Source organism: Acidobacteriota bacterium (genome assembly GCA_016716435.1).
Lineage (GTDB): Bacteria > Acidobacteriota > Blastocatellia > Pyrinomonadales > Pyrinomonadaceae > OLB17.
Map to the genome: position 1 here is coordinate 563,551 of JADJWI010000001.1, position 26,679 is coordinate 590,229.

The 26,679-nt window shown below is 55.4% G+C and carries 23 protein-coding genes, 1 tRNA gene and 5 pseudogenes; 16 read left to right on the plus strand and 13 right to left on the minus strand.

Annotated features, from left to right (window positions below):
* Positions 1 to 12 precede the first annotated feature (12 nt).
* The 4 genes from IPM21_02875 (at position 13) to IPM21_02890 (ending at position 3,365) form a co-directional block, all read left to right on the plus strand.
* The gene (locus IPM21_02875) at positions 13 to 210 is read left to right on the plus strand and encodes a hypothetical protein (GenBank protein MBK9162851.1); all 198 of its coding nucleotides are present in this window, start codon (positions 13 to 15) and stop codon (positions 208 to 210) included.
* Between the two features lie 235 nt (positions 211 to 445).
* Positions 446 to 1,819: an NADH-quinone oxidoreductase subunit M gene (locus tag IPM21_02880; protein ID MBK9162852.1), complete on the plus strand. Its 1,374-nt coding sequence runs from the start codon at positions 446 to 448 to the stop codon at positions 1,817 to 1,819.
* Positions 1,820 to 1,837: 18 nt separating this feature from the next.
* Positions 1,838 to 2,254 (plus strand): hypothetical protein, encoded by a 417-nt coding sequence (locus IPM21_02885; GenBank protein MBK9162853.1) that lies wholly within the window; start codon positions 1,838 to 1,840, stop codon positions 2,252 to 2,254.
* A gap of 25 nt (positions 2,255 to 2,279) precedes the next feature.
* On the plus strand, positions 2,280 to 3,365 hold the full coding sequence (locus IPM21_02890) for an NADH-quinone oxidoreductase subunit N (GenBank protein MBK9162854.1): 1,086 nt from the start codon (positions 2,280 to 2,282) through the stop codon (positions 3,363 to 3,365).
* Positions 3,366 to 3,415: 50 nt separating this feature from the next.
* Here IPM21_02890 and IPM21_02895 read toward each other — a convergent pair whose 3' ends face one another.
* Positions 3,416 to 3,709, minus strand: a complete 294-nt coding sequence (locus IPM21_02895) for a hypothetical protein (GenBank protein ID MBK9162855.1) — start codon at positions 3,707 to 3,709, stop codon at positions 3,416 to 3,418.
* A 93-nt stretch (positions 3,710 to 3,802) separates the two neighbouring features.
* Between IPM21_02895 and IPM21_02900 the strand changes: the two genes are divergently transcribed.
* Entirely contained in the window at positions 3,803 to 4,714 is a 912-nt protein-coding gene (locus IPM21_02900) for a hypothetical protein (protein MBK9162856.1), read from the plus strand.
* 79 nt (positions 4,715 to 4,793) lie between these two features.
* On the opposite strand, the pseudogene IPM21_02905 reads toward IPM21_02900, so the two are convergent.
* Together IPM21_02905 and IPM21_02910 are read right to left on the minus strand one after the other, a co-directional pair.
* A pseudogene (locus IPM21_02905) lies at positions 4,794 to 5,913 on the minus strand (carboxylate-amine ligase).
* A 59-nt stretch (positions 5,914 to 5,972) separates the two neighbouring features.
* Positions 5,973 to 6,886, minus strand: a pseudogene (locus tag IPM21_02910) (LysR family transcriptional regulator).
* A 274-nt stretch (positions 6,887 to 7,160) separates the two neighbouring features.
* Between IPM21_02910 and IPM21_02915 the strand changes: the two are divergent.
* The 3 genes and pseudogenes from IPM21_02915 (at position 7,161) to IPM21_02925 (ending at position 9,997) form a co-directional block, all read left to right on the plus strand.
* A pseudogene (locus IPM21_02915) lies at positions 7,161 to 8,296 on the plus strand (cystathionine gamma-synthase).
* Between the two features lie 66 nt (positions 8,297 to 8,362).
* On the plus strand, positions 8,363 to 9,310 hold the full coding sequence (locus IPM21_02920) for a serine/threonine-protein phosphatase (GenBank protein ID MBK9162857.1): 948 nt from the start codon (positions 8,363 to 8,365) through the stop codon (positions 9,308 to 9,310).
* 600 nt (positions 9,311 to 9,910) lie between these two features.
* Positions 9,911 to 9,997 (plus strand) — tRNA-Leu (locus tag IPM21_02925).
* Positions 9,998 to 10,505: 508 nt separating this feature from the next.
* Here IPM21_02925 and IPM21_02930 read toward each other — a convergent pair.
* From IPM21_02930 to IPM21_02965, 8 genes and pseudogenes are all read right to left on the minus strand, one after another.
* Positions 10,506 to 11,699, minus strand: coding sequence for a NarK/NasA family nitrate transporter (locus IPM21_02930; protein MBK9162858.1), 1,194 nt, complete (start codon positions 11,697 to 11,699; stop codon positions 10,506 to 10,508).
* 77 nt (positions 11,700 to 11,776) lie between these two features.
* Entirely contained in the window at positions 11,777 to 12,085 is a 309-nt protein-coding gene (locus tag IPM21_02935; protein ID MBK9162859.1) for a hypothetical protein, read from the minus strand.
* On the minus strand, positions 12,075 to 12,623 hold the full coding sequence (locus IPM21_02940; GenBank protein ID MBK9162860.1) for a Rieske 2Fe-2S domain-containing protein: 549 nt from the start codon (positions 12,621 to 12,623) through the stop codon (positions 12,075 to 12,077). Before IPM21_02940 ends, IPM21_02935 begins: the two co-directional genes overlap by 11 nt.
* Before the next feature lie 22 nt (positions 12,624 to 12,645).
* The gene (locus IPM21_02945; protein MBK9162861.1) at positions 12,646 to 13,290 is read right to left on the minus strand and encodes a 4Fe-4S binding protein; all 645 of its coding nucleotides are present in this window, start codon (positions 13,288 to 13,290) and stop codon (positions 12,646 to 12,648) included.
* Positions 13,291 to 15,539: pseudogene (fdhF, locus tag IPM21_02950) on the minus strand (formate dehydrogenase subunit alpha).
* On the minus strand, positions 15,527 to 16,645 hold the full coding sequence (locus tag IPM21_02955; protein ID MBK9162862.1) for an MFS transporter: 1,119 nt from the start codon (positions 16,643 to 16,645) through the stop codon (positions 15,527 to 15,529). The pseudogene fdhF and the gene IPM21_02955 overlap by 13 nt, the downstream one beginning before the upstream one ends.
* Before the next feature lie 101 nt (positions 16,646 to 16,746).
* Positions 16,747 to 17,406, minus strand: coding sequence for a molybdenum cofactor guanylyltransferase (locus IPM21_02960; GenBank protein ID MBK9162863.1), 660 nt, complete (start codon positions 17,404 to 17,406; stop codon positions 16,747 to 16,749).
* 12 nt (positions 17,407 to 17,418) lie between these two features.
* On the minus strand, positions 17,419 to 18,813 hold the full coding sequence (locus IPM21_02965) for a hypothetical protein (GenBank protein ID MBK9162864.1): 1,395 nt from the start codon (positions 18,811 to 18,813) through the stop codon (positions 17,419 to 17,421).
* A gap of 118 nt (positions 18,814 to 18,931) precedes the next feature.
* On the opposite strand from IPM21_02965, the gene IPM21_02970 reads away from it, so the two are divergent.
* The 7 genes and pseudogenes from IPM21_02970 (at position 18,932) to IPM21_03000 (ending at position 23,126) form a co-directional block, all read left to right on the plus strand.
* Positions 18,932 to 19,576, plus strand: a complete 645-nt coding sequence (locus IPM21_02970; GenBank protein MBK9162865.1) for a Crp/Fnr family transcriptional regulator — start codon at positions 18,932 to 18,934, stop codon at positions 19,574 to 19,576.
* An 84-nt stretch (positions 19,577 to 19,660) separates the two neighbouring features.
* Positions 19,661 to 20,044: a hypothetical protein gene (locus IPM21_02975; protein ID MBK9162866.1), complete on the plus strand. Its 384-nt coding sequence runs from the start codon at positions 19,661 to 19,663 to the stop codon at positions 20,042 to 20,044.
* Between the two features lie 92 nt (positions 20,045 to 20,136).
* Entirely contained in the window at positions 20,137 to 20,670 is a 534-nt protein-coding gene (locus tag IPM21_02980) for a DUF542 domain-containing protein (protein MBK9162867.1), read from the plus strand.
* Entirely contained in the window at positions 20,651 to 20,866 is a 216-nt protein-coding gene (locus IPM21_02985) for a hemerythrin domain-containing protein (protein MBK9162868.1), read from the plus strand. Before IPM21_02980 ends, IPM21_02985 begins: the two co-directional genes overlap by 20 nt.
* A 7-nt stretch (positions 20,867 to 20,873) precedes the next feature.
* Positions 20,874 to 21,080 (plus strand): YwiC-like family protein, encoded by a 207-nt coding sequence (locus IPM21_02990; protein ID MBK9162869.1) that lies wholly within the window; start codon positions 20,874 to 20,876, stop codon positions 21,078 to 21,080.
* Complete coding sequence (locus IPM21_02995; GenBank protein MBK9162870.1) at positions 21,077 to 21,646, plus strand: YwiC-like family protein; 570 nt, start codon at positions 21,077 to 21,079, stop codon at positions 21,644 to 21,646. The genes IPM21_02990 and IPM21_02995 overlap by 4 nt, the downstream gene beginning before the upstream one ends.
* A 113-nt stretch (positions 21,647 to 21,759) precedes the next feature.
* Positions 21,760 to 23,126, plus strand: a pseudogene (locus IPM21_03000) (aminotransferase class V-fold PLP-dependent enzyme).
* 27 nt (positions 23,127 to 23,153) lie between these two features.
* Here the strand turns inward: IPM21_03000 and IPM21_03005 are convergent.
* Both IPM21_03005 and IPM21_03010 read right to left on the minus strand, forming a co-directional pair.
* Complete coding sequence (locus IPM21_03005) at positions 23,154 to 24,443, minus strand: B12-binding domain-containing radical SAM protein (GenBank protein MBK9162871.1); 1,290 nt, start codon at positions 24,441 to 24,443, stop codon at positions 23,154 to 23,156.
* Between the two features lie 764 nt (positions 24,444 to 25,207).
* The gene (locus IPM21_03010) at positions 25,208 to 25,474 is read right to left on the minus strand and encodes a hypothetical protein (GenBank protein MBK9162872.1); all 267 of its coding nucleotides are present in this window, start codon (positions 25,472 to 25,474) and stop codon (positions 25,208 to 25,210) included.
* A 584-nt stretch (positions 25,475 to 26,058) separates the two neighbouring features.
* Here IPM21_03010 and IPM21_03015 point away from each other — a divergent pair.
* Positions 26,059 to 26,271, plus strand: a complete 213-nt coding sequence (locus IPM21_03015) for a hypothetical protein (GenBank protein MBK9162873.1) — start codon at positions 26,059 to 26,061, stop codon at positions 26,269 to 26,271.
* The last annotated feature ends 408 nt before the right edge of the window (positions 26,272 to 26,679 follow it).

The window sequence follows — 26,679 nt, forward strand, 5'->3', positions numbered from 1 at the left end:
CCGGAGATCAGAATGGCCAAGGCAGCGAAGGCTTATTTTCATAGCTCTGCCGATGCGAAAACGAAGGGCCGTGCGTTTGTTGTAAAGAACGACGTCGTCCGCATTTCGGAAATTCGGGCCGGTTGGGCTGAAGCGATATTCAAGAACGACACCGGCCGCACGACCCGCGGTTGGCTGAAAACAGATGACCTTTATCCGGCCGCACCGTAGGCTCCGGATAGAAGAACAAAAATGGACTTTGTATCTGAAAATCTTTTGACCTTGCTTATCCTGCTGCCGGTTTCGGCGCGGTAGCCTCGTCGCCCATCAGATGTTCTGGAAGCAGGAAGAGCATCTCAATGGGTCACACTCGCCATCACGGTGGTGATCTTCCTGCTTTCGCTTCACTGCTGGCGAGGGCGGAACGAAGGCAGGCGGTTTCTCGTTCGTCAAGAATGTCCCGTGGATCGAGGCGATCAATACGAATTATCACGTCGGCATCGATGGGCTGAGCCTATGGCTGGTCATTCTGACGACGTTCATAATGCCGATCGCTATCCTCTCGACCTGGCACGCCGTCGAGAAGCGGCCGCTGGCGTTCTACGCGTTTCTGCTGCTTTTACAGAGCGCGATGATCGGCGTTTTTGTCTCGCTTGATCTGTTGGTCTTCTATCTGTTTTTCGAGGCCTCGCTCGTCCCGATGTTCTTCCTTATCGGCATTTGGGGCGGAGCCAACCGCATTTATGCCGCGGTCAAGTTCTTTATCTTTACGGCAGTCGGCAGCCTCCTGATGCTCGTTGCGATCATCGCGCTTTACTTCATGCATCAGCAGGCGACCGGCGTCGGCACGTTCGATTTCGTCACGCTCCTCGGCTCTATCGAATCCGGAACGCTCGCCTTCTCGGCATCGACCGGGCTGCTGCTGTTCATCGCGTTCGCTCTCGCGTTCTCGATCAAAGTGCCGCTTTTCCCGTTTCACACATGGCTTCCGGATGCGCACACCGAGGCACCGACGGCCGGCTCCGTGATCCTTGCCGCCGTGTTGCTCAAGATGGGAACCTACGGCCTGATGCGGTTCAATTTTCCGCTCTTTCCTGAGGCGGCCCGCGAGCTTGCCCCGATCTTCATCGTCCTCGCGATCATCGGTATCATTTACGGTGCCCTCGTCGCGATGGTACAGCCGGACGTAAAACGGCTCGTCGCTTATTCATCGGTTGCCCACATGGGCTTTGTCATCTTGGGAATGTTCTCGTTCACCGAATGGGGAATGCAGGGAGCACTTTACCAGATGCTCAACCACGGCATCTCGACCGGTGCACTCTTCCTGCTCGTCGGCTTTATTTACGAACGCCGGCACACCCGCGAGATCAGCGAATTCGGCGGCCTCGCGAACGTGATGCCGATCTATGCGACCTTTTTCGTCATTACAGCGATGTCGTCGGTCGGCCTGCCATTCCTTAATGGTTTTGTCGGTGAGTTCCTGATCATGATCGGGATGTGGAAGTCCTCGATCCTCGCCGTCACCGCAACCGTTAACTGGAACTACATCGCGACGATGGCCGCCGGAACCGGCGTCATCTTCGCCGCCGTCTACCTACTCTGGATGATCCAGCGGGTCTTTTTCGGCAAGGTGACGAATGAGAAGAATCGCGGCCTCGTCGACCTCAGCCCTCGTGAGATCGGCATTATGATCCCGCTTCTTTTCCTTATGGTCTTCATGGGTGTTTATCCGCGTCCGTTCCTTGACCGCTCGCGTGATGCGGTCGTCGCGATTCAAGAACGCGTTGTGAAACAGGCCGGCGGAACGGTCGAGGTGGTTGAGACCTTCGAAAAGGAATAACGGCCCGAGAAAGTTTGTATGCAATTGTCTGACCCGAACGTAAATCTTTTGATCATAATGCCGGAGATCATCATCGCCCTGACCGGCGTTGTCGTGATGCTCTACGATTGCTTTTTCCCGAAGAACCGCGGGATAACCGGCACGATGTCGCTCATCGGCATTGCGGCGGCCGCCATCTCTATCGCACTGATCTGGCCCGGCGGTTCGGTGCCGACCTCGGCCTGGGGCGGAATGATCGTTCACGACAGCCTCCGGCTGAGTTTCTCGGTCGTATTTCTGCTCGTCGCCGCGCTTACGATTTTGGTCTCGAGCGTCTGGATCGAACGCGAGGATGTGCCCGGCGGTGAGTATCACGCTTTGCTCCTTTTTGCGACATTCGGCATGCTCCTGATGTCTTCGGCAATGACCTCGTCATCATTTTCCCCCCGGGCTTGAAACGCTTTCGATCGCCACCTACGTCATGGCCGGGCTCCTGCAGTCGGACCTCAAGTCGAACGAATCCGCGATGAAGTACTTCATCCTCGGTTCTCTCGCCTCGGCATTTCTGCTCTATGGAATGGCCCTGGTCTATGGAGCGACCGGAACGATGAACATCACCGAGATCGCCGCCAAGGCCGCCGACCCGAACTTCCCCGCCCTTCTTCTCGTTGGTGCGGCGATGCTCGTCGTCGGCTTCGGTTTCAAGGTCGCGGCCGCTCCGTTCCACGTCTGGACGCCGGACGTTTACGAGGGTGCTCCCTCGCCCGTTACCGGCTTTATGGCCGCCGGGCCCAAGGCTGCGGCATTTGCCTCGTTCCTTCGGATATTCGTCATCGGCTTTCCGGTGGTCGGCGGGCTCGAGGCCGCAGGTTATCTAAATTATTCGTGGACGACCGCCCTTGCCGTCATGGCCATCGCAACGATGACGGTCGGCAACGTCGCCGCGATAATGCAGAACAACGTCAAGCGTATGCTTGCGTATTCCTCGATCGCTCATGCAGGCTATGCCCTTGTCGGCTTTGTCGGAGCGGGCGTCGCCCTAACCCAATCGAACCGCGACGCCGCCATCGCCGCGGTCGCGTTCTATATGCTTTCTTACGCGGTGGCGAACATTGGCTCATTTGCCATCATCACCCTGCTCGGCCAGAAGAACGACCGCCGGACTGAGTTTGAGGATTTCAACGGCATCGGCTTTAAATCGCCCGTGCTCGCCTTTACGCTCTCGCTCTTTATGCTCAGCCTGCTCGGGCTGCCTTTGACCGCGGGCTTTATCGGCAAGGTGCTCGTCTTTCGGCCCGCTCTCGAGGCAAACAACCCTTTGCTGACGATCATGGTCGTCGCCGCCGTTATCAATACCGCGATCTCGGCTTACTATTACCTGCGTATGATCGTCGTGATGTTCTTCAAGGAGCGTGCGTCCGATTGGGTCGAGCCCCGAATTCCGTCGGCACTCGCCGCGGCGATCCTGGTTACGGTCATCGGCACATTTTACTTCGGCATCTTCGGCAACCGCGTCATCGAACGGTTCAGCAGCCAGCCTATCGCCGAGGCCGTTTCACAGCGTTGATCGACCGAGCCGGATGTCAGAGCCCTAGCGCTACATCCGGCTTTGGTATTTTAAACCGACAAGCATTCGGCATATGAAGCGAGCTCAAGAGATCCGCGGAAGCCATCGGCGAAGCATGGATACCGCATATTTATGCGGACCGCGTTCGCCCGCTGAGGACGCGAGCCTTTGAGATGGACATCGCCGAACGCGAGACGTCGCCGGAGATAATGGACACACTGCTCGGCTGCGAGCTTAAGGTCGGCCGCGTTCGCGTTCAATGCCCAACGGGCCGCCGTCGTCCGCGAAATGCGGACGGAGATCGCAAAGATCGGCTCCGGCGAACTGATGCCGCTCTTTGACACCTCGACCAAGCAAAGGAAAGACTGATATAATCATCAAATTGTTCTTAACCCGGAATTACGGGTTAAGGAACAGTTCATAGTAGATTAACGCTTATGTTCGATGCCGTTCGCCAATCCGCCGTTCGAGAAGAGTTGCCGTTCCCACATGGAAACCGAACCTTCTGTCTTTACGAGCCGATCGAAAAGACAATCGACAGCGCCCGAGTCCTGATCGTCAATAATCTGCTGCGTTACGAAACCGACCTCTCGCCGCTGGCGTTTGAGGACTGGCAGGACTCGATCCCCTCGCGGCTTCGATTTGAACGCAAGGTCGCCGGAATGGCGACCGACAACATCGCACAGAACCTCAACCGGCTTGTGCGTTCGCCAAAATCGATCACAGTTCACCTCTCGGAGATCGCTCGGGCAGTGGCCGATTTTCGCCCCGAGGCGATCGTTTTAAGCGGAACCTTTAGCGATTTTGACTACTACAATCCGGAGCACATCGAGAGCTTCAAGGAGTTTATTCACAAGACAAAGCTACCCGTGCTCGCCATCTGCGGAGCACATCAGCTCGTCGGCGTCGCCTATGGTTCTGAGCTCAAAACGCTCGATGGTCTTGAGCTGCACGAAAAACGTTCGGATCGGCTCGTTGAATATCAGTACCGCTTCGTCAAGATCACCGACCGTTCGGACCCGATCTTCGATGGGATCGACGATACGATGTCCGGCGTTTGGCAGGACTACACCAAAGAGAGCGACGTCCTCCGCGTTTGGCAGAACCATGGCGTCCAGGTAATGGGCGTGCCCGAGGGCTTTCATCTGCTTGCCAGCTCATACCTCTGCCGCAACCAGATGATGGTCAAGCGGTCCGAGGGACAGATGATCTACTGCGTTCAGTTCCACCTCGAAAAGTCGTTCGAAGATTGGTCAAAGAACCCGACCCGCTGGGAACACCCGAACGAGTCCCGCGATGGCCGCATCCTCTTCGAAAATTTCCTCAAGCTCGCAAAGCAACACCGCTAGCCCATATACGAAAGCTTAAAAAAGGCTGCCCCGATATTCGAGGCAGCCTTTTTCGTTGCTTCTACGAAACCGTCGCCGATCAATCGAAACAGTGCTCGGGAACGTTCTCGAGCGTATCTTCGATCAACATATCGACTACGGCCTTGAAATCACCGCCTGTTTCCTCGTAAACCTTCAGCTGCTTGTCGGCCGAAGTTCCCCGTTCAAGGATCGTATGGATATGCTCGACCTCCTTCCGCGAACCAAGCGGATCAAGCACATCGTCAACAAAATCGAGCAGTTCGCGGATCAGGTCCTTTACCGGCACCTCTTTCTGCTTGCCGAGGTCGAGGAGCTTACCGTCCAGCCCGTAACGGACCGCCCGCCACTTGTTCTCCTGTATCAGACGGCGATGATAAAGCCGGAAACCCAGATTCTTGTCTATCAGCACGTTCAGCTTGGCAACGATCGCCTGGAATAGGCCGCCACCGCGATCGTATCGTCTACCCTGGTCGGGATGTCGCATATCCGGAATTCGAGCGTCGGGAATTTGCAGTGCGGGCGCACGTCCCACCAGATCTTCGTACCGTCCTGAATGCAGTTCATCTTGACGAGCAGATCGACGTAACGCTGATACTGCTGAAACGACTCGAAATGATCGGGAATATCCGTTCGCGGGAATTTCTTGAAAACCTCCGAGCGGTATGACTTGAGGCCGGTATTAAAGCCAAGCCAGAACGGCGACGAGGTCGTCATTGCCAGAACGTGCGGGAGAAAATAGCGGGCCGCGTTCATTATGTTGATCCGCCGGTCCAGGTCCTCGACCGCCACGTGGACGTGAACGCCGAAGATCAGCAGGCTGCGGCTACCATCTGCAGCTCGTCCACGAGCAGCTTGTAGCGGTCGCCTTCGTAGATCTCCTGCTCGGACCACTTTGAGAATGGATGCGTCGAGGCCGCAGCGATCGCCATTCCTTTTCGGCGAGCGAGCCCGGAGATGATGCAGCGAAGCTTCGTGATATCTTCGCGAGCTTCCTGAATATTGGCACAAACGCCCGTCCCGACCTCGATCATCGACTGGATCATCTCCGGCTTGATCTTCTCGCCGAGCAGCAGCTTGCCCTCATCGAGGATCTCGGAAACATGAGATTTTAGTTCCCGTGTGTGCGGGTCGACGATCTGGAATTCCTCTTCGATGCCGAGTGTGAATTGTTCAAACATTTAGTGTCTCTTCCTTCCCTAAGAATATTCAGGCGGTGTTTCTATTCTGTTAACTGCTTTTATGCCGCTGTGCTTTCGGCAGCAGGCTCGCCCGGGGCTGCCATTTGCTCCGCAAGTTCGAGGAACGCCTTGGCCGCGTGTGAGAGCGGCGAATTTCGGCGGTAAACTATGTGAAGCCGCCGTTCGAGCCTCATTTCTTTAACTGAGATCCCAATCAAGTGTCCGCTTTCGATCTCAGCCGCTGCCGTCAATCTGGGCACGAGAGCAACGCCTGCATTCTGCTCGACCATCCGCTTTATCGCTTCGAGCGACGGCAGCTCGACCGTTATCCGCAGCGGGGTCCGATTACTTGCAAAACACTCTATCACTTTTTCGCGATAAGGCGATTTCGCATTGTGTGCAATAAAGGTCTCTTCCGCCAGTTCTTTGATCGGGATGATCTCGGCTCCCGAAAACCGGTACCCGGTGCGACGATCAGCACAAGCTCATCAGTTAGAACCTGCATCGCCTTCAAACCGGCATCGGCAGGCTTGAATGAAAGCACGCCGAGCTCGACCTCACGCGAGGCGATCTCTTTCGGTATCCGGCTCGCGACGCCGCGTTTGACCTCGACCTTGATCTGCGGATGCCGCTGGCGAAATTCGATTATCAACGGCAGCAGGTAAAAGACCGTGTGCTCGTTACGCTGATCGTCACCTTTCCGCGGTGGAGTTCCGGAAAGCTCCTTTACCGCAAGCTCCGCATTGCGGCGGAGGTTCAGTATCTGCCGTGCGTATTCGACCAGTATCTCGCCGGCATCGGTCAGCGTACCGTCCTTTGACGAGCGATCAAAGAGCCGCTGCCCGAGGTCCTGCTCAAGCCGGCTGATCGCCTGGCTTACTGCCGGCTGCGTTCGGTCAAGTATCTCGGCCGCCCTTGAGAAGCTCCGCTCATTGGCCACCGTCACTAGTACTTCAAGCTGGTTAATATCCATCTTAATTCAGAGATTGTGAGATTATCCTATCCGATAGTTTTATAACTTTCAATTATAAACCGAGTCGATTTTCAAATTTTCGCCAAAAAGCGCCCGAGATGCCTTACACTCCGCACTTTTCCGGAGCCCTTGTTTCGGCCCTAACTTGTTTGACATACAAGACTTCGACCGATACCATTTCGGTTGGCGATCAAAGTCCCGCCGCGTTGGTCAATTTCCTCAAAAGTAGATAAAATGGCTGATTAGCAAGTTCAGCGTTTCTGCTCTATCTAGTATGGGATTTTCAACAATTGCGATCCACGCCGGAAACGAACCGGATCCGGCAACCGGCGCGGTATCGGTCCCCATTTACCAAACCTCGACCTACGCACAGGACGGCCTTGGCCGGCACAAGGGCTTAAGGAATACGCTCGAACGCAAAATCCGACCCGCACTGCTTTCGAGAAAAATATTGCAGCACTTGAAAATGCACGCTTCGGCTTTGCCTTCGCCTCCGGGATGTCGGCGATCGATACGGTGCTCAAGCTCGTCAAGGCCGGCGAGCACGTCCTGCTCGGCGATAATACTTACGGCGGCACGTTCCGCCTCTTCGATCGCGTACTGCGCAACTACGGCGTCGAATTTGATCTGGTCGATAGCTCCGACCTTTCCGCCTTTGAGAACGCCTTTAAGCCGAACACGAAAATGGTGTTTGTCGAAACGCCGACCAATCCGGTGATGACGGTCACCGACCTCGCCGCCGTCGCCGAGCTCTCGCATGCCCGCGGTGCCAAGGTCGTTTGCGACAATACGTTCATGTCGCCTTACTTTCAGCGGCCGCTCGACCTCGGCTGCGACATCGTCGTTCACTCGACGACAAAATATCTTAACGGCCACTCGGACAGCGTCGGCGGCTTTGCCGCTCTCAATGACGAAAAGGACGCCGAGTGGATCGGCTTTGTCCAGAACAGCGTTGGTGCGATACTTTCGCCGATGGATTCTTTCCTCGTGCTTCGCGGTACAAAGACGCTCGCCGTCCGGATGGAGGCCCACGACCGCAACGGCCGGCAGGTGGCAAACTTCCTCGCCGAGCATCCGCGGGTCGAAAAGGTCTATTATCCCGGCCTCGCCTCGCACCCGCAGCACGAACTCGCCAAGCGCCAGCAGTCCGGCTTCGGCGGCATGGTGTCGTTCGAGACCGGCTCGCTTGAGAATGCAAAAAAGGTGCTTGAGGGCGTCAAACTGTGTACACTTGGAGAGAGCCTCGGGGGCGTTGAATCTTTGATCTCGCACCCGGCAACTATGACGCACGCCTCGGTGCCCGAAGAGCGGCGTCGCCAGCTCGGCATTACCGACGGGCTCGTCCGTATCTCCGTCGGCATTGAGGATGCCGAAGATATTATTGCGGACCTCGATCAGGCCCTTGCCTGACGCGTCCGATTACTTTGCGGAGCGTTCCGCCGGCCGGCTACCCGCAGCCGTCCATTTTGATCGTTTATGCTAAATGTTGAGGTTCATGCCACGTCCCATGTCGGACGCGTAAGAAAGGGGAATGAGGATAACTATCTCATGCTCCACATCTCGCGTTCGGTCGCCTGGACGGGCACTCAGGAAGATTCCGAGTTCATCATCGAAAGCCAGACCTTCGAGGTTGATGACAACGGTGTGGTGCTTGCGGTCTCTGACGGCATGGGCGGCGCGATGGCGGGTGAGGGCGCGAGCAAAATGGCCGTTGAGTGCGTTTGCGAAAAGCTGCTCGAAGACGACATCGAAGAAACGCTGACACCCGAGGCTTACGACTACAACCTCATCGCGAAACTCTACTACGCCACCGTTTACGCAAATTATCTTGTCCACCAACAGGGCCGCTCGGACGCTCAGTTCCAGGGAATGGGAGCGACCTTTACCGGCATCGGCGTCACCTCTCGCGGCATCGACCTCATTCAGGTCGGCGACAGCCGCGCATACCTTGTCAGCAACGGAAAGATCTATCAGGTTACAAAGGACCAGTCGCTTGTCCAGCAGCTCATCGATGCTCAGCAGATCTCGCCCGAAGAGGCCGAGACGCACACGCTCAAGAACGTCATTCTCCAGGCCCTCGGAGCACAGAACGAGATCTTCCCCGTCGCCGCCCGGCTCAAGCCCTGCAATGGCGACGTGCTCCTGCTTTGCAGCGACGGCCTTTCAAATAAGGTAAGTGCCGCTGGTATGCAGCGGATCGTAACCGAAAACTACGACTCGCTCGGCCAGGCCGCGGCAACGCTCGTTACCGAAGCCAACGCGAACGGCGGCGAGGACAACATCACCGTCGTCATCGCCAAACTAAGCGGCGATAACCTTCCCGAACCGAACGGCGACGATGTTCAACTTGAGATACTTGATCTTGGGAATGTTCACGACACCGCCGAACAGGATACGGCGGAGATAGTTGAGGACGAGGCCTAGTCCTGCTTCCAGCCCGGTATTTCCTTTCGCGAGGGCGGGACAAAGATCTTCGCTCCTTCGACCCGGACCACCTCGACCTTTCTCGCCAGCGTCAAGCACCGTCTCTTCATCGGCAGGGATCGCGGTCCATTCCGAACCCTGGACGTTGACCGAAGCTGCGTTCAGAGCTCCCTTGCTTCCCTCGAGAACCGTACCGACCTTCCCCGGCAAAGCATCTACGCCAAACTTTGATTCGCGGTCGCCCTTGCCCCACATATAATTTGAAAAGATCGTCCGCGACATCGCCGTCAGAGCACCGGAAACGGCAATGAACGCGATGAACTGCCAGAGGTAGCCAAAGCCCATCATCCCGACAAGAGCGGCAGCCAACGCCCCGAGCCCGAACCAGAAAAGCACGAAGCCGAGCGTAAAGACCTCCGCCACGATCAGCGAAACCCCGAGCACCACCCAAATATCCAAGCGTATTGTTCCATCAGCCAAGAACCTCGACCCTTGCCCAAATGATAGCATATCGCCGCCCGGCCTCACCTCAAGCAGCCGCCGCCTATCAATCTGCCATTCTTTAACCCCCGGAGCCGGCCGTGCTAATCTCATCATCGTGCTGGGGTGGCGGAATTGGTAGACGCCCAGGACTTAAAATCCTGTGAACTAAGGTTCGTGCGGGTTCGACTCCCGCCCTCAGTACCACTATAAAGCATTTATTTACAATCACTTATGGACTGGCCTAGAAATGGGGCGGTCCTTATTTTTGTCCAAAAGTTGCCTCGGGGGGGAATTTGGGGGGGAATTTCCGGGTCAGTATGTATGCGTTTGTGGCTTGAACTGCGACCTTTTGACCCCCAGCGTCCGGTCTGCGAACTGCTCCACAAATGTTCTTGATTCGAGTGGAGAAGAACCTTTTCAATCAATGCTGCAAAGCAATGCCGGCCCTCTATGCTCTCGGGCTAAGATGTCGCAACTTCCTATCGGAAGAAGTCGGACGTCAGACTGGTGAACTAGAAGCAGACTCGCCGGCTTGGATCCTAAAGTTCGACCAGACAAAGGGCTTAATGGAATGGCAGTTCGTCCAGTTGCGTTTTCAGGGATCGGGTGGGATTGCTCCTCTACACGAGTGAGCGCGGTGGATGCCTTCCGTGCCGTTGAAAGCTGTCGAAGCAGTTTCCAGCATCTCGTCCATACGTCACCACGCAGTTTGTCAGGCGAGTTCAGGCTGAGAATCGGAAGCCTTCGTGCCCGAGATGAACGAAAAATAATTGACGGCGAGACACGCCAACGAGAACGCGGAGAGCAGTGCGAAGCCAAGCGTATACGTCCCCGTCGCGTCTTTGACAAGTCCGAGTTCGATCGGCGGGAAAAAGCCACCGAGTCCCCCGAACGCTCCAACGAGCCCGGTGACGGTACCGGTTTCCTTTGGAAAGTATTGCGGGACGAGTTTGAAAACGGCGCCGTTACCGAGACCCAATGCGGCAGCGCATCCGAGAGCTCCGATCGTAAATAAGACGATGGTGGTAAAGCTCAGCAGAAGGGATAGGGCGGCGATCGTCGCAAAAACGAAGAGTAGCACGCGGGCTCCGCCGAACTTGTCGGCGAGGATGCCGCCGACTGGGCGCATCAGTGTTGCGAGCACGACGAACCCGGCAGTGCGTGCTCCGGCATCGGTCGCCGTGAGGTCAAAGATCTCGCGGAGGAACGTCGGCATGTAGAGCGCGAGGGCAACAAATCCGCCGAAGGTGAGGAAATAAAATAGTGAAAGCACCCAGGCTATCTTCGATGTCTTCAACGGAGCGAGCATCTCCGCGACGGACTTGGGACGGGCTGTCGTGGAGTCGCTAACCGCGGTAGCGTAGAAGACGATGCCCCAGATAAATGTGATCGCCGCAAAGATGTAGAAAACGGTTCGCCAGTCACCGAGAGTGAGTGCGAGCACGGGGGCAAAGAATACCGCGATCGATTGACCGATGTTGCCCATGCCGTAAACGCCGAGAGCAGTTCCTTGTTTTTCAGGAGCGAACCATCGCGACGTAAAACCGACGCCGACCGGGAACGTCGTGCCCGCGATTCCGAGGAGCAATCCGAAAGCAAGAAGCTGGTAGTAGCTCGTGGAAAGCGCAATCGCGATCGCCGGGAGGGCCGAGAAAATGAGGAGCCCAGCCATTACATAGCGTCCACCGAACCGGTCTGCGAGCATGCCGGCGAAAATGCGTCCGACGGAGCCGAGAAGAACCGGGGCTGCGATCATTACGCTGCGCTGGGTGGCGGTCAGGTTATAGAGTTGAGTGAAGGTTGGGGCGAGAGCTGCGATAAGCCCCCAGACGGCAAAAGAAACTCCAAATGATGTGGTAGAAAGAAAGAGAGCTTGCACCGCTCCAGGTCGGAATGTGTCACTCATAGGTGTTTAGAATCGGGAAACCTCGCGCGGAAGTCATGGTTATATACCTTTTTAGCCATGGCCGTCGATGGTCGACTTCATTTGCTAAAGGAGCCACCGCGTGTTTGACCTCGCCTCGGGACCGGCTTCCACCAGAGGAAGATGGTCAACGCGATCGACCAGCATACAAAAGAAGCTATGATGAGCGGCCAGAGCTTGTCGAAGTGGCGCGCTAGCGCGGCCTCGATAGCCGCGGACAAGATCCAAAGCTGTGCGAGATTGATCATCACGAACATTACAAGACGTGCTTGCCAGATCGCCGTGCGTCCGCGGTCCTCGTGACGCCTTGGCGTTCCGGGGCTATTGAAATCGACTGCGCCGTCCTTTGTCTCAGAATCAAATTTCATGACTGCCGCCTCCGCTCGGCTCACGTCCGATGGCCCAAACCTCGCTCCCGCGAACCTCGATCAGCACCTTATCCAGGGGACGCGGCGGCGGACCGTAGAGTACCGCGCCTGTGCGAGCATCGAACCCGCCTTCGTGACAAGGACATTCGAGCCGGTCCTTCGACATTTCGTAATAGACCGGGCAGGTGAGGTGCGTACATTTCTGGCCAAATGCGTGATAGGAACCGTCGCGAGAGCGGACGAGGATCGCCGAATCGTGCTCGCCGGGGTAGTAAAAATTCAGGGCTGTTCCCGGCTGCATCACCTCTGCCCTTTCAATTCGATAAGGAGCATATGCCGGTTCCTTGCTCGCGTCATAGACCGATTTCGCGGCGAAGCCCGCGGTTCCTGCTAGCAGCGTCGACGAGGTCAAAAACAGGAAATTGCAGAACTCGCGGCGAGTTACCTGAGCCTCGTCACTGCGGTCATAGGGAAACTCTTCGTCAAATGATTTCGTCGCTTTTCGAACGTCCCGTTCGTCTCTTTTGTTTCCGTCCATATTAAACCTCGATAAAATGGGTCTAAAACTCGTTCCGCTTATCAGAGTCCTCAACCTGGGTATCAATCCACGACTCGTCCCCCGCAGCATCAGAAAAAACCCGCCCTTCAAATACGCCGCATCCATCAACGTTCACTTCATCCGCGTCGGTGGGCAGCATCATATAAACCTTCGTCTCGACCTTTTGATTACCGAACACGTGTGCGTTTACCGGTTTTGTCCGCCGCAACGGGACGATCTGTTCGTAAGTGCCGAACGAGATCGCTCCCGTCGGGCATACACTCGCGCACATCGGCCTGAGACCTTCGCTCGTGCGGTCGTAGCACATATCGCACTTCATCTGCAGATGCATCTGCGAGTTGTACTTAGGTACGCCGAACGGACACGCGTTAACGCAGTTTCGGCAATCGAGGCATCGCGGTTTGAGCGCAGACATGACGACACCGTCTTCGTTCGTCTTGATCGCGTCGGCCGGACAAACGAGAGCGCAGGTCGGTTCAGAACAGTGCATGCAGACGGTCGGCATAGTCGCCGTGGTTTCCGACCGGTCGATGTAGTCAACAAAGATCATCGAGTATCCCTTATGGGTCGAGCATTCTCGACAGGCGGCAACGCATGCACGGCAGCCGATACACCGCTGCGGATCGATGAACATTGTCTCCTTCATTTAGCTAGCCTCCTTTTGCTGTCTGCCCTTAATCGCCTCGCTCAAGCTCATTCCTTTGCGCACCTTTCCCAGTATCGGCAATTCGCGTGAGTGGATCTTTTCAAGTCTTGCAGCGCAGGCCTTGAACTCAGGGATCTTCGACGTCGGATCGAGAGCGGCGATAGTGATCTGGTTTGCCGCCAATTCTTCTCCCCAATGGTATGGAACGAAGATCGTATCCGGTCGGATCGTCTTCACGACCAGAGCCGGAAAGATGCCTTCGCCGCGGCGAGATACGACCTTGACGCGCTCGCCGTCATTGATCTTGTACTTCGCCGCAGTTTCGGGATGGATCTCGACGAACGGCTCCGGGCACTGCTGAACGAGAAAACCGATGCGACGGGTCTGGTTCCCCGACAGATACTGATGGACGATACGCCCGCTCGTGAAGATCAGCGGATATTCATCGTCGGGTTTCTCAGCTGCTCCTTTATATTCGATCGGATGAAACTTCGCCTTTCCATCGGGATGGGCGAACTTCTCTTCGAATAGACGCGGTGTGCCCTCGCTCTCATCGCTTGGGCAGGGCCAGAAAACGCCGTCCTGCTTATCGATCTTTTCGTACGTGATCCCCGAATAATCAGCCTTTCCACCTTTGGACGCGATCCGCAGCTCGTCGAAGATCGCTCTTGGCGACTCGAATTGAAAATACTGCCCGCGGCCCATGCGGTGAGCGATCTCCTGCAAGATCTCCCAGTCTCGTCGGGCCTCGCCCGGCGGATCAATAGCTTTGTTGATCTTTATGACACGCCCCTCGCCGCTAGTCGTAGTCCCTTCGTCCTCGGACCAGGTGGTCCCGGGCAGCACGACGTCAGCATAGCGGGCGGATTCGGACAAAAAGAAGTCGATGCAAACGTTAAACTCAAGCCCTTCAAGCGACTTGCGAACTTCATTCGTATCCGGCAGCGAAACCATCATATTGCTGCAAATGGAGAGAAGCCCGCGAATCTCGCCCTCGCGCATTTTCGCAAACACTTCGACCGCGGAAACACCGGCCTGCGGAAGTTCAGATTCATCGATGCCCCAGACATCCGAAACATACTTCCGATGGTCCGGCTCGTTGATTGACCGATAGCCCGGAAGTTGGTCAGCCTTTTGCCCGTGCTCGCGGCCGCCCTGCCCGTTACCCTGACCCGTTATCGTCCCGTATCCTCGGCCCTTGCTGCCGATCTTTCCGGTGGCGAGAACGATGTTGATATAGCTCAGAACGTTCTCGGTGCCGTTCGAATGATGCTCGATACCTCGGGCATGCATTATCATTCCCGTCCTCGCACGGCCGTAGGCTCGAGCAGCCTGAACGATCTTTTCCGCCGGAACCCCCGAGATCTCAGATGCGACCTGCGGCGTATACTTCATCGCCGTCTCCCGCGTATCATCCCAGCCGTTCGTTCGCGAATCGATAAACGCCTGATCGATGAGATTCTCGCTGATGAGAACGTTAAGGATGCCGTTCGCGACGGCGGCGTCGGTTCCGGGCTTGAGCTGCAAGTGAAGGTCGCCTTGCCGTGCTGTAGGTGTCTCGCGCGGATCAATTACGATCCACATGCCGCCGTTGTCGCGCTGTTTCCAGAGAAAGCCATTTATTATCGGAAACGTCTCAGCGCAGTTAGCCCCGGCTATGATCAGTACTTCAGCGTGCGGAATGTCACTCCACGGATTCGCCGCGCGGTCAATGCCGAACGCCTTGTTGTTCCCGGCGGCCGCTGATGCCATGCACAACCGACCGTTGTAATCGATATATCGCGTTCCGAGAGCTAACCGAGCGAACTTGCCGACGTGGTAGGTCTTCTCCGTGGTCAATGACGAACCGGAGTAAACGGCGATCGAATCTTTGCCGTATTTCTCCTGCAGCGTTTGGAACCGTGAAACGATGAGATCAAAGGCTTCTTCCCACGATGCCCGCTCAAAATTGCCGTTGCGCTTGATCAGCGGGTGTAGGAGGCGGTCGGGGTGATGGGTTTGGAGATACGCCGTTACACCCTTCGGGCAGAGACGCCCTTCGTTGACCGGAAATCGTACCTGGGTTCGACGCCGACGACATGATTCTTTTCTACAAGGAGATTCATTCCACACTGCATACCGCAGTATGGACAATGCGTAGGCACAACCTTGTCGATCACGCGATCTGCGAGCCAACCGTCGATCGGGGCGTCGTGCAGATGTGGCCCGAATTGCTCGATGATCTTTTCTAAATTCTCTACCTTGGACATAAGCGTCTACTCGTTATCGCCCACCTTAGCCCGAGCACCTTCGAAAACCGACTCATTCTTGTTCGGCAAACTCGCATATGCAAGTCCGCGCATGATCCGCTTGCAGCGAGGGCAGTAATCCTGCAGCGTGTGGCCGTTCGGCAAGGTGTAATCGAAACCAAGCTGACCGACAACTTTTTTAGATCCTCGATCCAAATCTTCCCCAGGAACATCGTCCCGCATCGGGGACAGCTCGCCGGCTCCATCTCCTGGGCCCGCTGCTGATATAGTTCAACTCCGATCGAAGCAGGTCGCTGGACGATGTGAAAAAGCTTTCCGAACGGAAGATAAAACAAGGTCATGATCACCGTAGCCTGGTGCATCAGAGCGATGAAAGAATACATGTAGCCTGCAAACCAGAGACTCGAAACTGTCAGCATCAATCCGGAAACAGAGATCGCTATCAGCATCAGATGGGGCGTGAAATCTAGAAGAAAAGACTGATATGCGATCGCTCCGCGATCTTTAAGCCGCCGATGGATAGCGATTGCACAGCCGGCCAAGACCATTATCGCGGTGAAGTCCAGGGCGTGAAACTGCACCCACGCCGCCGCGCTCCGGCCGTCGAGGATCTGACCGGGGAAACCGAAGATGTAGGCGCGGTAACCGAGATCCCCCTCAAGCTTGAAGTGTACCCAACCGAATGCCAGCGGGAATGTGATTAACGCCGCGAGAATGCAGCCCCACATGATCAGGAAGTGCATCAACCAACGGCTGAAGCCCCGTTTGAAGATGAAGTGCTGTGCGACCAGATTCTTTCCGATCGTCGTTGCCGCCGTTGCCGTATTCTTGGCCAGTTTTTCTCTATCTCGAAAGAGTTTCCATCCTCGAAGCCAATAGGCTCGCGTGGCCGGCCGCTGCAGCCAGATCGCGTATCGGTAGACGATCGCGCCCAAGGCGACGATACTGGCGATGGTGTAGCCGAAGAGCGCCGAATCAAAGTGCTCGAGACTTCGTGACCCAATGATAACGAGTAAAGTGAGGAGGGCAGACGCGAGAATTCCTAGTATCGCAGGACGTTTTCGATCGACACCGATGAGGTCTGGTCTCAACAGTTCGCTTGCCATAATCTTCTGTTCTCAAGTCGCAACCAGCGTAACCCAGTTCGCTAACCCAAATCAAACCTTCTCCGCGAGACCGCCATTGGTTCTCTGGGTACATTCTTAGCCTAAAAAAGCTGTTTTCTTTTCCATTGTTGAGAGCGTTTCGTTTCATGCTCTACGGCGATTCGGAAGTCGTCCGGGATGTTTACATTCAAGAAATAATTATCTGATCCTTCAAGATCCTCATAAGCGGAGAATTCTAGAATGTGCGTGTTCAACCGCCTGACCAGGTCCTGCAGGCTCCAATTGTCCGACGACAACATTTCTTTCACGTGTGGAATACAAGTTTGGGCCTTGTAAAGGCCGCAAAGGGGTTGTATGCGTCCGTCAGGTTGCCGTGGAAGGATCGCGTCGATGGTTTCGTTCAAGCCATCATGCTTTTCCCTACAGAACGAGACCATTATTGTGAACAATTCAGAACCCACTAGCGGAAGGTCGCACGCGAGAATCGCAGCCCACTCGGACTTCGCATTAAGCAGTGCAGTATAGAGGCCAACGACAGAGCCTCTCCTGCCCGCCCCAACGGACGCGTCCTCAATAATAATTAGATTCGATCTGTAGTCGCTTGGCGAATGCCCCACGATCGACACAGGTTCCGCGTTCCTTGCCAAAACGTTTGCGGCCCGCTCCACAAGTGTGAGACCTCCAAGCTTCAGTTGTGCTTTGTCCGAACCCATTCGCCGGCTTTGTCCTCCGGCTAAAACGAACCCTTCGATGGCTGTCATTTTTTTAAAATATCAGAATGTATAGGTCGCGCCGAGGTTTAGGTGAGTTGCGTACCTTGGGCCGGTAAAGAGGTAGTCAGTTCTAAATCTGCGAAATTCCGCGCCCACTGCGAACTGAGGGGTGAATCTGTATAGAGCGTTCGCGGCGATAACGAAGTTTCGTGATCTCCAATCGCGGAATGAGAGGCTGACGAGGTCCGAATTAACGGGGTCGTCGATACCAAGGGAACCGTAGATCCCCAGCTGGTTGTTCAGGACGGGAGGTGTATAACCGATTTGGATCCACCCGCCGCGGGTCCCGATCGACCTAACGCCGCCTGGCGTAAGTTTTAAGCCATCTGAATATGCTAACTCGGTGTTGTAGCTTTGAAAAACTCCGCCCTGGAAGCCGCCGAGATTGCGGCCAGAGAATGCTTCTCCGGCGACGGTGACGCTCTCGGCTACGGGAAAATTCCAGTCCACCGCGACGCCAACGGACTCGACGTCATTACGAGTATTTGCCGGGCCGGTAAAGACCCGCGACATACCGAAGTGGCCTGAGACGCCGATGCTGCCGGACTTTTTGGTGCCGAGCCAGTTTGCATTCGAATAGGCGAGGCGGCTCTGTAGGAAAGGGACTCGGGACGCCTGACCGCTGGTCGGCTGCACAACGAATGCGGCGTTGGTCGCGAAATCGCCGGTCTGAGATTCGAGTGCGGCAGCCTGCACGGTGAGGTTGCTGTTCAATTTCTGATCCACGCGGACCTGCGGCAAACGCGCCCAAAGATTGCCGCCCGCTCCCATCTGCGGATTACCGGCCGCGGCGATCGAAACCGGGTTGACGGGTGCGAACACGATCCAATCCTGGCCGACGGTCACAGACGTCCGTTCCCAATCGAGCCGCGTGTAGGCAAGGCGAAGCCGGACGACGCCGAAGTTTTCGCCGATACCTACGGAAGGAAATCCGCCGAAGAAATCGCCTTCGACGACGGCTCCGATTCTCGCGTTCCCGAGCCGTGCGCCTTCGAGTCTGAGACCAAGTCGCGTTTGCCGAGCACTCGCACTGACGTTGCCGCTGCCGGGGAGAGTCGCGAAAAGAGGAACGTCCGCGTTGTTGGTTCCGCCGCTGTTGCCATATGCGTTGAAGAAGAGCGTTCCGTAGGGGATCAGCCGGACGCCCTTTCCGATATCGACGCCGACCTTCGGCTGCTTCTCAGCGGTGTCGGCAGCTTTCGTTTCGGTCGGCTTTACTGCCGCCGCGGTCGGAGCTGGCGATTCCGATTTTAGTTTCTGAAGTTCTTCGAGGATCGCCTGAACCTGCGTCTCGAGCTGCTTGATACGAGTCTCGCGGTCGGCCGGCGATTCTTGCGCGTAAACAGGGAACGACAGCACGAGTACTAAGGCAATTGCGAATATCGGTCTGCTCATAACCATCCCACCTTCAAATACAACGATAAAAAATCCCTTCGGAGCGGAATATGATCTGAGTCATGTCGCGTGCATGAATGGACAATCAAAAGCAAAACGAACAAAATTGTATTCTCGAATGGAAGAACTGCTAAAAGATCTCGGCGGCGAACTGGCGGAAACGATCACGAGATCGGGTACGACGAAGACGTTCGCGCCCAATCAGTCGATCTTTTTCGAAGGTGACACCTCTACGTTTCTGCCGATCGTCTTGTCTGGTAAAGTCAAGCTCGTCAGATTTCCCGAGCCCGGGAAAGAAGTCATTCTCGGGCTGTTTCACTCGGGTGAAGCTTTTGCGATACCGCCGGCGATGGATGGCAAGCGATTCCCCGCCACGGCGGTTGCCATCGAGAAGAGCGATCTGCTGCTGATCCCACGCAAAGACTTTTTGGAGTTAATGAGATCATCGCCAGAGTTTTCAGCGGCGATCATGACCCGGATGTGCGGGATACTCCGCGATCGCGTCGATACCGTTCAGATCCTCGCGACATCCTCCGCCGAGCAGCGGGTAGTGAACGTTTTACTTCGGCTAGCCGGCGACATCGGCGCGGATGAAGTGAAGGAGATCACTTACCGCCGCCAGGACATTGCCGAGATGGCCGGGCTCTCGCTCGAGACGACCATCCGAGCGATCCGAAAACTGGCTGACAAGGGCTGTCTGAAAATCGTAGGCGGGCGCATATATCTCGAGACGACAAATGAGCTTCGCGAATTGGTGCGGTGATCGAAAAGATGATCTGAGTCATATTTGCCCGCGAGCCTTTTCCGCTATCATTCTGCCTAGAGAATATTTACGTGCGAGTAGGCCATGAAACTCAGAATACTTGGTAATTCCATTCGCTTTCGACTCGGCAGGTCTGAGGTCGAGTCCTTCGGCCAATCAGGTTTGATCGAGGAGCGTGTGAGGTTTGGCAGTTCGAATGAAAACGATCTCCGATACGCACTTAAGATCACTGATGGACCCGAGTTCACCGGAAGCTTTGCCGAGGGATCTCTCACAGTAAGCGTTCCTCGGTCGATCGCCGATGATTGGGTCGGCAGCGAAGAAGTAAGCATTTCCGGCAGCCAGAAGCTGGACCACGAAACTTTCCTGAAGTTCTTGATCGAAAAGGATTTCGTCTGCCTCAGCGCCCACAACGACGAAGACCAGTCCGACCGCTATCCACACCCGAACGGCCCCGAGGCTTGTTGAGCAACAAAATTGCGCAACATGACCGAGATCATATTTCCGTCCCTCCGATCTCGCGATAATTATCCCCGACAACAGATCTGGAGGTTCTAACTATGCTCAATGTACAGGGAAAGACGGTTCGGGAAATTGCACTTGAAATGCCGCTCACGACTCGCGTGTTCGAGGAATACAAGATCGATTACTGCTGCCACGGTGACACGCTTTTTGACGAAGCATGCCGGAAGGCCGGAGCTCTACCGGACGTTGTAAACCAGAAGATCGACCTGATCGTAGACGCCGCGACCGAGACCGCGGGCGAAACCCTTTCCGAGATGTCTCTGAACGATCTCATCGATCATATTCTGGACAAACATCACGTATACACAAAAGACGAGATGGCTCATTTGACTCCGTTAATGGCCAAGGTCGCGAGCCGTCACGGAGATCATTATGAATATTTGCTGGAGTTGAAGGACCTTTTTCGCGGCGGTCTGCGACGACCTCGATCCGCATATGATGAAAGAGGAAATGGTGCTGTTCCCATACATTCGGGACCTGGAATACCGCCTATCAAACAACCTGACGGCAGCGTTTCCGGCCTTTGGCACTGTTCGACATCCGATCAGTATGATGAACGTCGAACATGAGGAGGTCGGTGAATTGTTGTCGAAAATGCGTGCGACAACCAACAACTACGCTTTGCCGGACGGCGCGTGTCCGAGTTTTACGGCTCTGTACCACCGGCTTGAGGCTTTCGAGCGCGACATTCACCAACACATCCATTTAGAGAACAATTTGCTGTTTCCCCGATCGGTCGAACTCGAGCGTAGTGCATTCAATTGAAGGCCAGATGTCGAACACCGCTTCGCTAACAACACCCGCACCGGCAATCGGCCGGGTGAGGACGTTTAAGATAAGGCAGATCGCCATTCCGGTCGAACATGGCGGTTGGAGCTTTTTGCTCGAACCGCTGATCGCCGGCGTGGCGGTTGCTTTTTCGGTCGGAGGGTTGTGGATAGTCTTGATGACAATCGGATTTCTCTGCCGACAACCTTGAAGGTCCTGATCGCCGACCGCATGGGGATGAAGGATGCGAGTCGCGCAAAAGCCGCACTGGTCTTCTTGATGGCGTATGCGTCAATCTTCGCGATCGGAATTCTCGGGACGTTGGTCGCTTCCGGCTCGCGGCCGCTTTTGCCTTTCGCGTTGGTGCTGCCGCTCGTCGGATATCAGATCTTTAACGACGTATCGCGTCGGGGCAGGCAGCTCGCCCCCGAACTATGCGGCGCCGTCTCGCTTTCGGCATCTGTTGCGGCGATCGCTATCGCAGGCGGCCAGACCTGGGCCATTGCTGCCTCGCTGTGGACGGTATTTGTCCTCCGTTCGATCCCGTCGATCCTTTACGTCCGAAATCGATTGCTCTTGGAAAAGGGAAAGGATTACTCAAGGACGATCCCAACCCTTTCTCATGTTGTTGGGCTCGCCGCAACCTGCATCCTTGTCTACTTTGGGACGAGCCCGATCTTGACGATCTTTGCGATGCTGATCCTATTGGGCCGCTCGGTCACCGGACTTGCTCCCGGACGGAAAAAGCTGCGGGCGATGCAGATCGGCCTTTCTTGAGATCGCGTACGGAGCGATGACAGTGGTGTCAGTCGTTGCAGGTCACTTCCTGGCATTGTAGGTCGCCGCCTTGCTCCTGTGGCTGCTACATCTGAAGCCGATTTTGTCCCGTTATGCACAACGTTGATATTGACTTGGTCGAGATGTCACTCGACGTGATCAAGTACGCCATCGGTCGCATTTCGGATGCCGATCCGGGCGCCGGTTTTCCAAAAACTGCGGCCGAGTTAAAAAGGCTCGTGGGTGAGACGATCACGCCCCAAGGGATCGGCGGTGAAACGGCGTTCGCTCTGTTCAGGGATGTTCTGGTCAAGTCAAGCGTGTCTATCGATCATCCTCGCCATTTGGCTTTCGTGCCGGCGTCCCCCACACGGGCCGCAGTCTTGTTCGACTTGGTCACCTCGGCAACCGGTGTCCACGGTGCCTTTTGGCTTGAAGGTGCTGGTTGTATTTTTGCGGAGAATCAGGCGATGGAATGGCTCGTCTCGCTGACCGGAATGCCGGCCGGCGCGTTTGGTGTCTTCACCAGCGGCGGTACGGCCGCGAACCTATCGGCAATGGTCACCGCAAGAGAAGACTGGCGGCGGCGGAACCGCAGCCATGCAAGAGTTCGCGGGATCGTGATTACGTCGGAGTGCGCACATTCATCCGTCAAGGCGATGGCGAAGATGATGGATTTGGACGTTATAGTGATCGGCACCGAGTGCCGGCTAGAGGGCGGGATGCTGGCCGACCGAATAAGGCAGTTGACGCGCGACGAACGAAACAGATTCTTCGGGGTCGTCGCCACAGCCGGGACGACGAACGCGGGCATCATCGACGACCTTTCGGGTATCGGCAGTATCTGCAGGTCCGAGGGCGTCTGGTTTCATGTTGACGCCGCTTACGGCGGCGCAGCTCTCGCCGCCCGATCGGCCCGGCAAATGTTCAACGGCATTGAGATGGCCGATAGCATCACGATCGATCCGCACAAATGGCTTTTTTCCCCTTATGATTGCGGCGCCGTGATCTATCGCAACCCGGAACTCGCAAAGAATGCTCACGCTCAGGAGGGCTCGTATCTGGATATTTTCAGTGACGATGGTGCTCACGGGTTCAACCCGTCAGACTACCAAATACAACTGACACGGCGCGTTCGCGGACTTCCGCTGTGGTTCTCACTGGCTATGCACGGCACCCTTCGATATGAACAAGCGATCGAACGCGGGATCGAACTGGCAAAGATCGCAGGAAGACTGATTTCGAAACACCCTTTACAGAACTCCCGTTCGTGAGCCAGCCTGTCAGTGTGTGTTATTCCGGCGATTAGGCTGGTCATCAGACGATTACCGGAATTGACATATCGAAATCACAAACTGGCTTTCGCATTCGTCGCGCCGACCAAGGTAGCAATGAAAGGAATTCGAAACCGTGGCAAGGTTTTGCTCATAATCCTGACACTGACCAGGACATTACCGATATTTTGGGAACGATGGCTTAATCAATCCCCGAATTCGTTAAAATATGATCAGTCAGCAAAACTAATTTCGCAGGCAAAGGGATCGCCATCGTTCTCAAACTTTGTCGCGGGTACTTTTGCACACTGTATCTCGGTCACCTTTCTAAAGTGATAACCCATCGCCGCGAGGGCGATCCCGTTTCCGAGACTTCGCGGGTAAAGCCTGACGACGCGGACAAAATACTTCCAGAATTGAAGGCGTTCCCGGTCGCTCACTCCGAGCCTCACGACTATCTTGATGAAAGACCCGAGAACGCCGATGACGCTGACTCGCTGCAAAGCTGCCGCATCGTTTCTTACACGCGATAGGCACTCAAGTGCGCGCTGATAAAATTCCTCCGAACTGTAAATGGTTCTTAAAATGTCTTTATAGCCTTCGACCAGGCGCTCGCGATCCATTTTGGGAACAAAGTTTAACGAACAATCGGTGTTGTTTCCACTGCTTTCGTGAACGAGTCTGCCTTCACGCTCCAGACGCTTCCAAAGCTGGGTGTCGGGAAGAGCGGTCAAGAGCCCGACCATCGCAAGGGGTATCGCACTTTCGCGGATAAAGTTGATCTGCCGCTCAAAAATATCCTCAGGGTCGTTATCGAATCCAACAATAAAACCCGCCATAACCTCGATGCCAAAGCTTTGGATCTTTCGCACAGACTCAAGCAGATCGCGTTTTGTATTCTGAGATTTGTTGGCTTCCTTAAGGCTTTCGGGCGCTGGGGTTTCGATACCGAGAAAGACGCGGTGAAAACCGGCGGCTTGCATCATACCAAGCAGTGCATCGTCTTCGGCGAGATTTACACTTGCTTCAGTCAAAAAGGAAAATGGATGATTATGTCGCCCGGACCATTCAATAAGGTCCGGCAGAAATTTTCTGACCTCGCGTTTGTTGCCGATAAAATTGTCATCTACGATGAATACCGTACCGCGCCACCCAGCGACACGCATCGCCTCCATTTCGGCCAACATCTGTTCGCTTGACTTGGTGCGTGGCGAGCGGCCATAGATCTCGATGATGTCGCAAAACTCACATGAAAACGGACAGCCCCGGGAAAATTGGACATTCATCGAGGAGTACTGGTTTATGTCGATCAAACCGAAATCCGGTACGGGCGTGGACAGAAGCGAGGGCCGCTCGGCTGCTTGATAAATGCGTTTTGGCGAGCCGCATTTCAAATCGTCGATAAACCCGGCGTTGGTTTCTGCTTCACCTACGAAAATAAAATCCGCTTCCGGTACGAGATCCGAGCTCGTCGAGACATACGGGCCGCCGACTGCGACCGCCGCTGCTGCCAAGTGCTGCACACTTACGACCTTGTCCAGCGATCCCTCCTGACGGGATCATCGCGCCTGGGAGAAAGGACGATGTCCGCTCATTCAATATCGCTCTCCTCAACGGCTTGACACCATGATTATAAGACGCCGCCGCCAGGTTTCCGCAGCATTGCGGAAATGTACAGCTTTCCAAGCGGCGGAAACGGGCCTTCTTGCCGACAAACGACAGTGCGTGGCGAAAGCTCCAGTAAGTCTCCGGGAAAACAGGGTAAACAAGTAACACTTTCACGATTGATCGGGCCTCCCACGGAAAGCTGAATCCTGATTTAGGTACAGCTCTTTTGACTTGAGAACTTCGAGCTTTCCGTTAAGCGTTTTCTCTCCGTAATTCGCATGTTATCAGCTATTTGAGGGGACAGATGTCAGAGTTGTGTAATACGCACGGAAGGGGAAAAAGACAAACGAGCTACGAAAAACCCGTCCGAAGCCTTCCTTAACCCAATCAAACTAAGCTGAAGATAAAGGTTTCGATCGGGATTAGAAAGATGGGGTCAGACCATAAGTGGACCTGTTCTCCTCGTCCAGTATCGGCAGGTAGGTTTGCTTGCCCTTATCCTTGTCCGGACCGACGTGTTCGAAGAGAGCGCGCTGCCCGCCAGTTCGAGATGATTGATCTGGTGAAGCAGCGAGCAGCTTCGCCATATTTTCTCGGCGTACTTGGATAGATACGATCGTCCAGGAAGGTCTTAGATGCTTCTTCGGCGGTTATTTTCCGCTTTTCCTTGTCGCCGCACTCATGCGTGGAACTCCTTCAGGCGAAGACAGGAATGAAGCCGGTCTGACGGCAATGTGGTCCGGAACTCATGCGTTTTTGGCTGGTAGGAAAATGCGTTGTAGAAAGTGGACAGTTCCGAGAGCAGATATCCCGGCTGAACCCAGCCGCGGTAACTCACCTCGCGGCCCGGTGCGGGCCCGCCCGGCCCGAAGATAGAATGAAACAGACCTTCGCTCGCTTCTTTCTGGGCAGACCGTGCGGCTCGTCGCAATTGCTTATCGTTCACCTGTTCGCCGAGCCTTGACGTCGTCGAACCACGTGCCGGTCGGACAATCAAAAAGCATGCTGATCAGCCGCCACTCGGCCCGCCTCCATTTAAAGTTGGTTTTCTACGGTTTCGGTTCTATTTCTTCTCTCCCCTCGGTCTATCGCATCCGCGGCTCCAGCAATCAAGGCGTGATGTGGGTCGAGATCGATCCGCGACAATAGCGAGCGTTCTCATCCTCGAAAGCGGAGCGCTGCTCGAGGATGGGATAGAGAAAATCGGCTCTCGTTTGTCACGATGGCCGCAAAGCCGGAGATAAAACGCCTCAGTGATCCAGAAGCTGAAGAATGCCCTATCGACGTCCGGCCTGCCGCTCGCAATGCGGAAGTCTTCTGCTTGAACACCTCGAGATACGAACGCATCTTGCGTGACTATCGAAGAATAGGTTTTGGCGACCCGGTACCCCGGAAAACACCGCTCCTCGGCACACGACAGGAAGGAGGGTCAATTTCTTCATCCTGCATATGGCGAAGGAGAACTGCTTCATAAGTTTCTAGCAGGGTTAAGGCCTTTCGCCGAACTCAAAGTGAAGCAAGGCCTTCTTGATGATCGAAGAACATCGCGTCGATCAGGTCGTGAATTCGCTTCAGATTCCTTATGTAAGTCATAGCAGTTTCCCGGATCACCTAAGGATCAGCGGCACCCATCCGGTCATCATCTTGCGCCAGTGCCCGACTTCCGCAATGAGTTCCTATGGCCAAACGGCTAAGATCTGCGAAGGCATCGCATTTGAGAAGGGCAAACCGGCATCGGCCTGATGATCACAACTGCCCAACCCTTCGAAGTCTTCACGCCTTGCCCTTCGAAAAATCGCATTCGGTGCGGGGCGAAAGCGTGCCGGGTCCTCAGCGATCAGGATCTCACCGGCTGCGTGCGGGGCCAGAGTGGGCGACTACCCAACCCACCGTGCGGGGGCATAACGTGCCGCGGCATCAGCCTGAGCTTGAGGATCGTTCTCCAGCGGTTTCGCTTCCGAAGGGTAGTGATCGACAGTCGCGTTTGGATAAAAGAGCCTTGATATCGTCCGAGCGGCCATCGACGACAGCCTGCCAATCGGCACGCCAGTAAGATATCTCAACCGTTTTTCCAACTTCACCCATTTGCGGGGCGGGAACATTTGCCTCGATTATTGAGGGTAACTGAACGGCACAGCCGTCGATGAAATG

Coding starts and splice junctions, on each gene's coding strand:
- IPM21_02875 (MBK9162851.1), top strand. CDS start 13: ATGGCCAAGGCAGCGAAGGCTTATTTTCATAGCTCTGCCGATGCGAAA.
- IPM21_02885 (MBK9162853.1), top strand. CDS start 1,838: ATGCAATTGTCTGACCCGAACGTAAATCTTTTGATCATAATGCCGGAG.
- IPM21_02890 (MBK9162854.1), top strand. CDS start 2,280: ATGGCCGGGCTCCTGCAGTCGGACCTCAAGTCGAACGAATCCGCGATG.
- IPM21_02900 (MBK9162856.1), top strand. CDS start 3,803: ATGTTCGATGCCGTTCGCCAATCCGCCGTTCGAGAAGAGTTGCCGTTC.
- IPM21_02920 (MBK9162857.1), top strand. CDS start 8,363: ATGCTAAATGTTGAGGTTCATGCCACGTCCCATGTCGGACGCGTAAGA.
- IPM21_02930 (MBK9162858.1), bottom strand. CDS start 11,699: ATGAGTGACACATTCCGACCTGGAGCGGTGCAAGCTCTCTTTCTTTCT.
- IPM21_02935 (MBK9162859.1), bottom strand. CDS start 12,085: ATGAAATTTGATTCTGAGACAAAGGACGGCGCAGTCGATTTCAATAGC.
- IPM21_02940 (MBK9162860.1), bottom strand. CDS start 12,623: ATGGACGGAAACAAAAGAGACGAACGGGACGTTCGAAAAGCGACGAAA.
- IPM21_02945 (MBK9162861.1), bottom strand. CDS start 13,290: ATGAAGGAGACAATGTTCATCGATCCGCAGCGGTGTATCGGCTGCCGT.
- IPM21_02955 (MBK9162862.1), bottom strand. CDS start 16,645: ATGGCAAGCGAACTGTTGAGACCAGACCTCATCGGTGTCGATCGAAAA.
- IPM21_02960 (MBK9162863.1), bottom strand. CDS start 17,406: ATGACAGCCATCGAAGGGTTCGTTTTAGCCGGAGGACAAAGCCGGCGA.
- IPM21_02965 (MBK9162864.1), bottom strand. CDS start 18,813: ATGAGCAGACCGATATTCGCAATTGCCTTAGTACTCGTGCTGTCGTTC.
- IPM21_02970 (MBK9162865.1), top strand. CDS start 18,932: ATGGAAGAACTGCTAAAAGATCTCGGCGGCGAACTGGCGGAAACGATC.
- IPM21_02975 (MBK9162866.1), top strand. CDS start 19,661: ATGAAACTCAGAATACTTGGTAATTCCATTCGCTTTCGACTCGGCAGG.
- IPM21_02980 (MBK9162867.1), top strand. CDS start 20,137: ATGCTCAATGTACAGGGAAAGACGGTTCGGGAAATTGCACTTGAAATG.
- IPM21_02985 (MBK9162868.1), top strand. CDS start 20,651: ATGATGAACGTCGAACATGAGGAGGTCGGTGAATTGTTGTCGAAAATG.
- IPM21_02990 (MBK9162869.1), top strand. CDS start 20,874: ATGTCGAACACCGCTTCGCTAACAACACCCGCACCGGCAATCGGCCGG.
- IPM21_03015 (MBK9162873.1), top strand. CDS start 26,059: ATGATCGAAGAACATCGCGTCGATCAGGTCGTGAATTCGCTTCAGATT.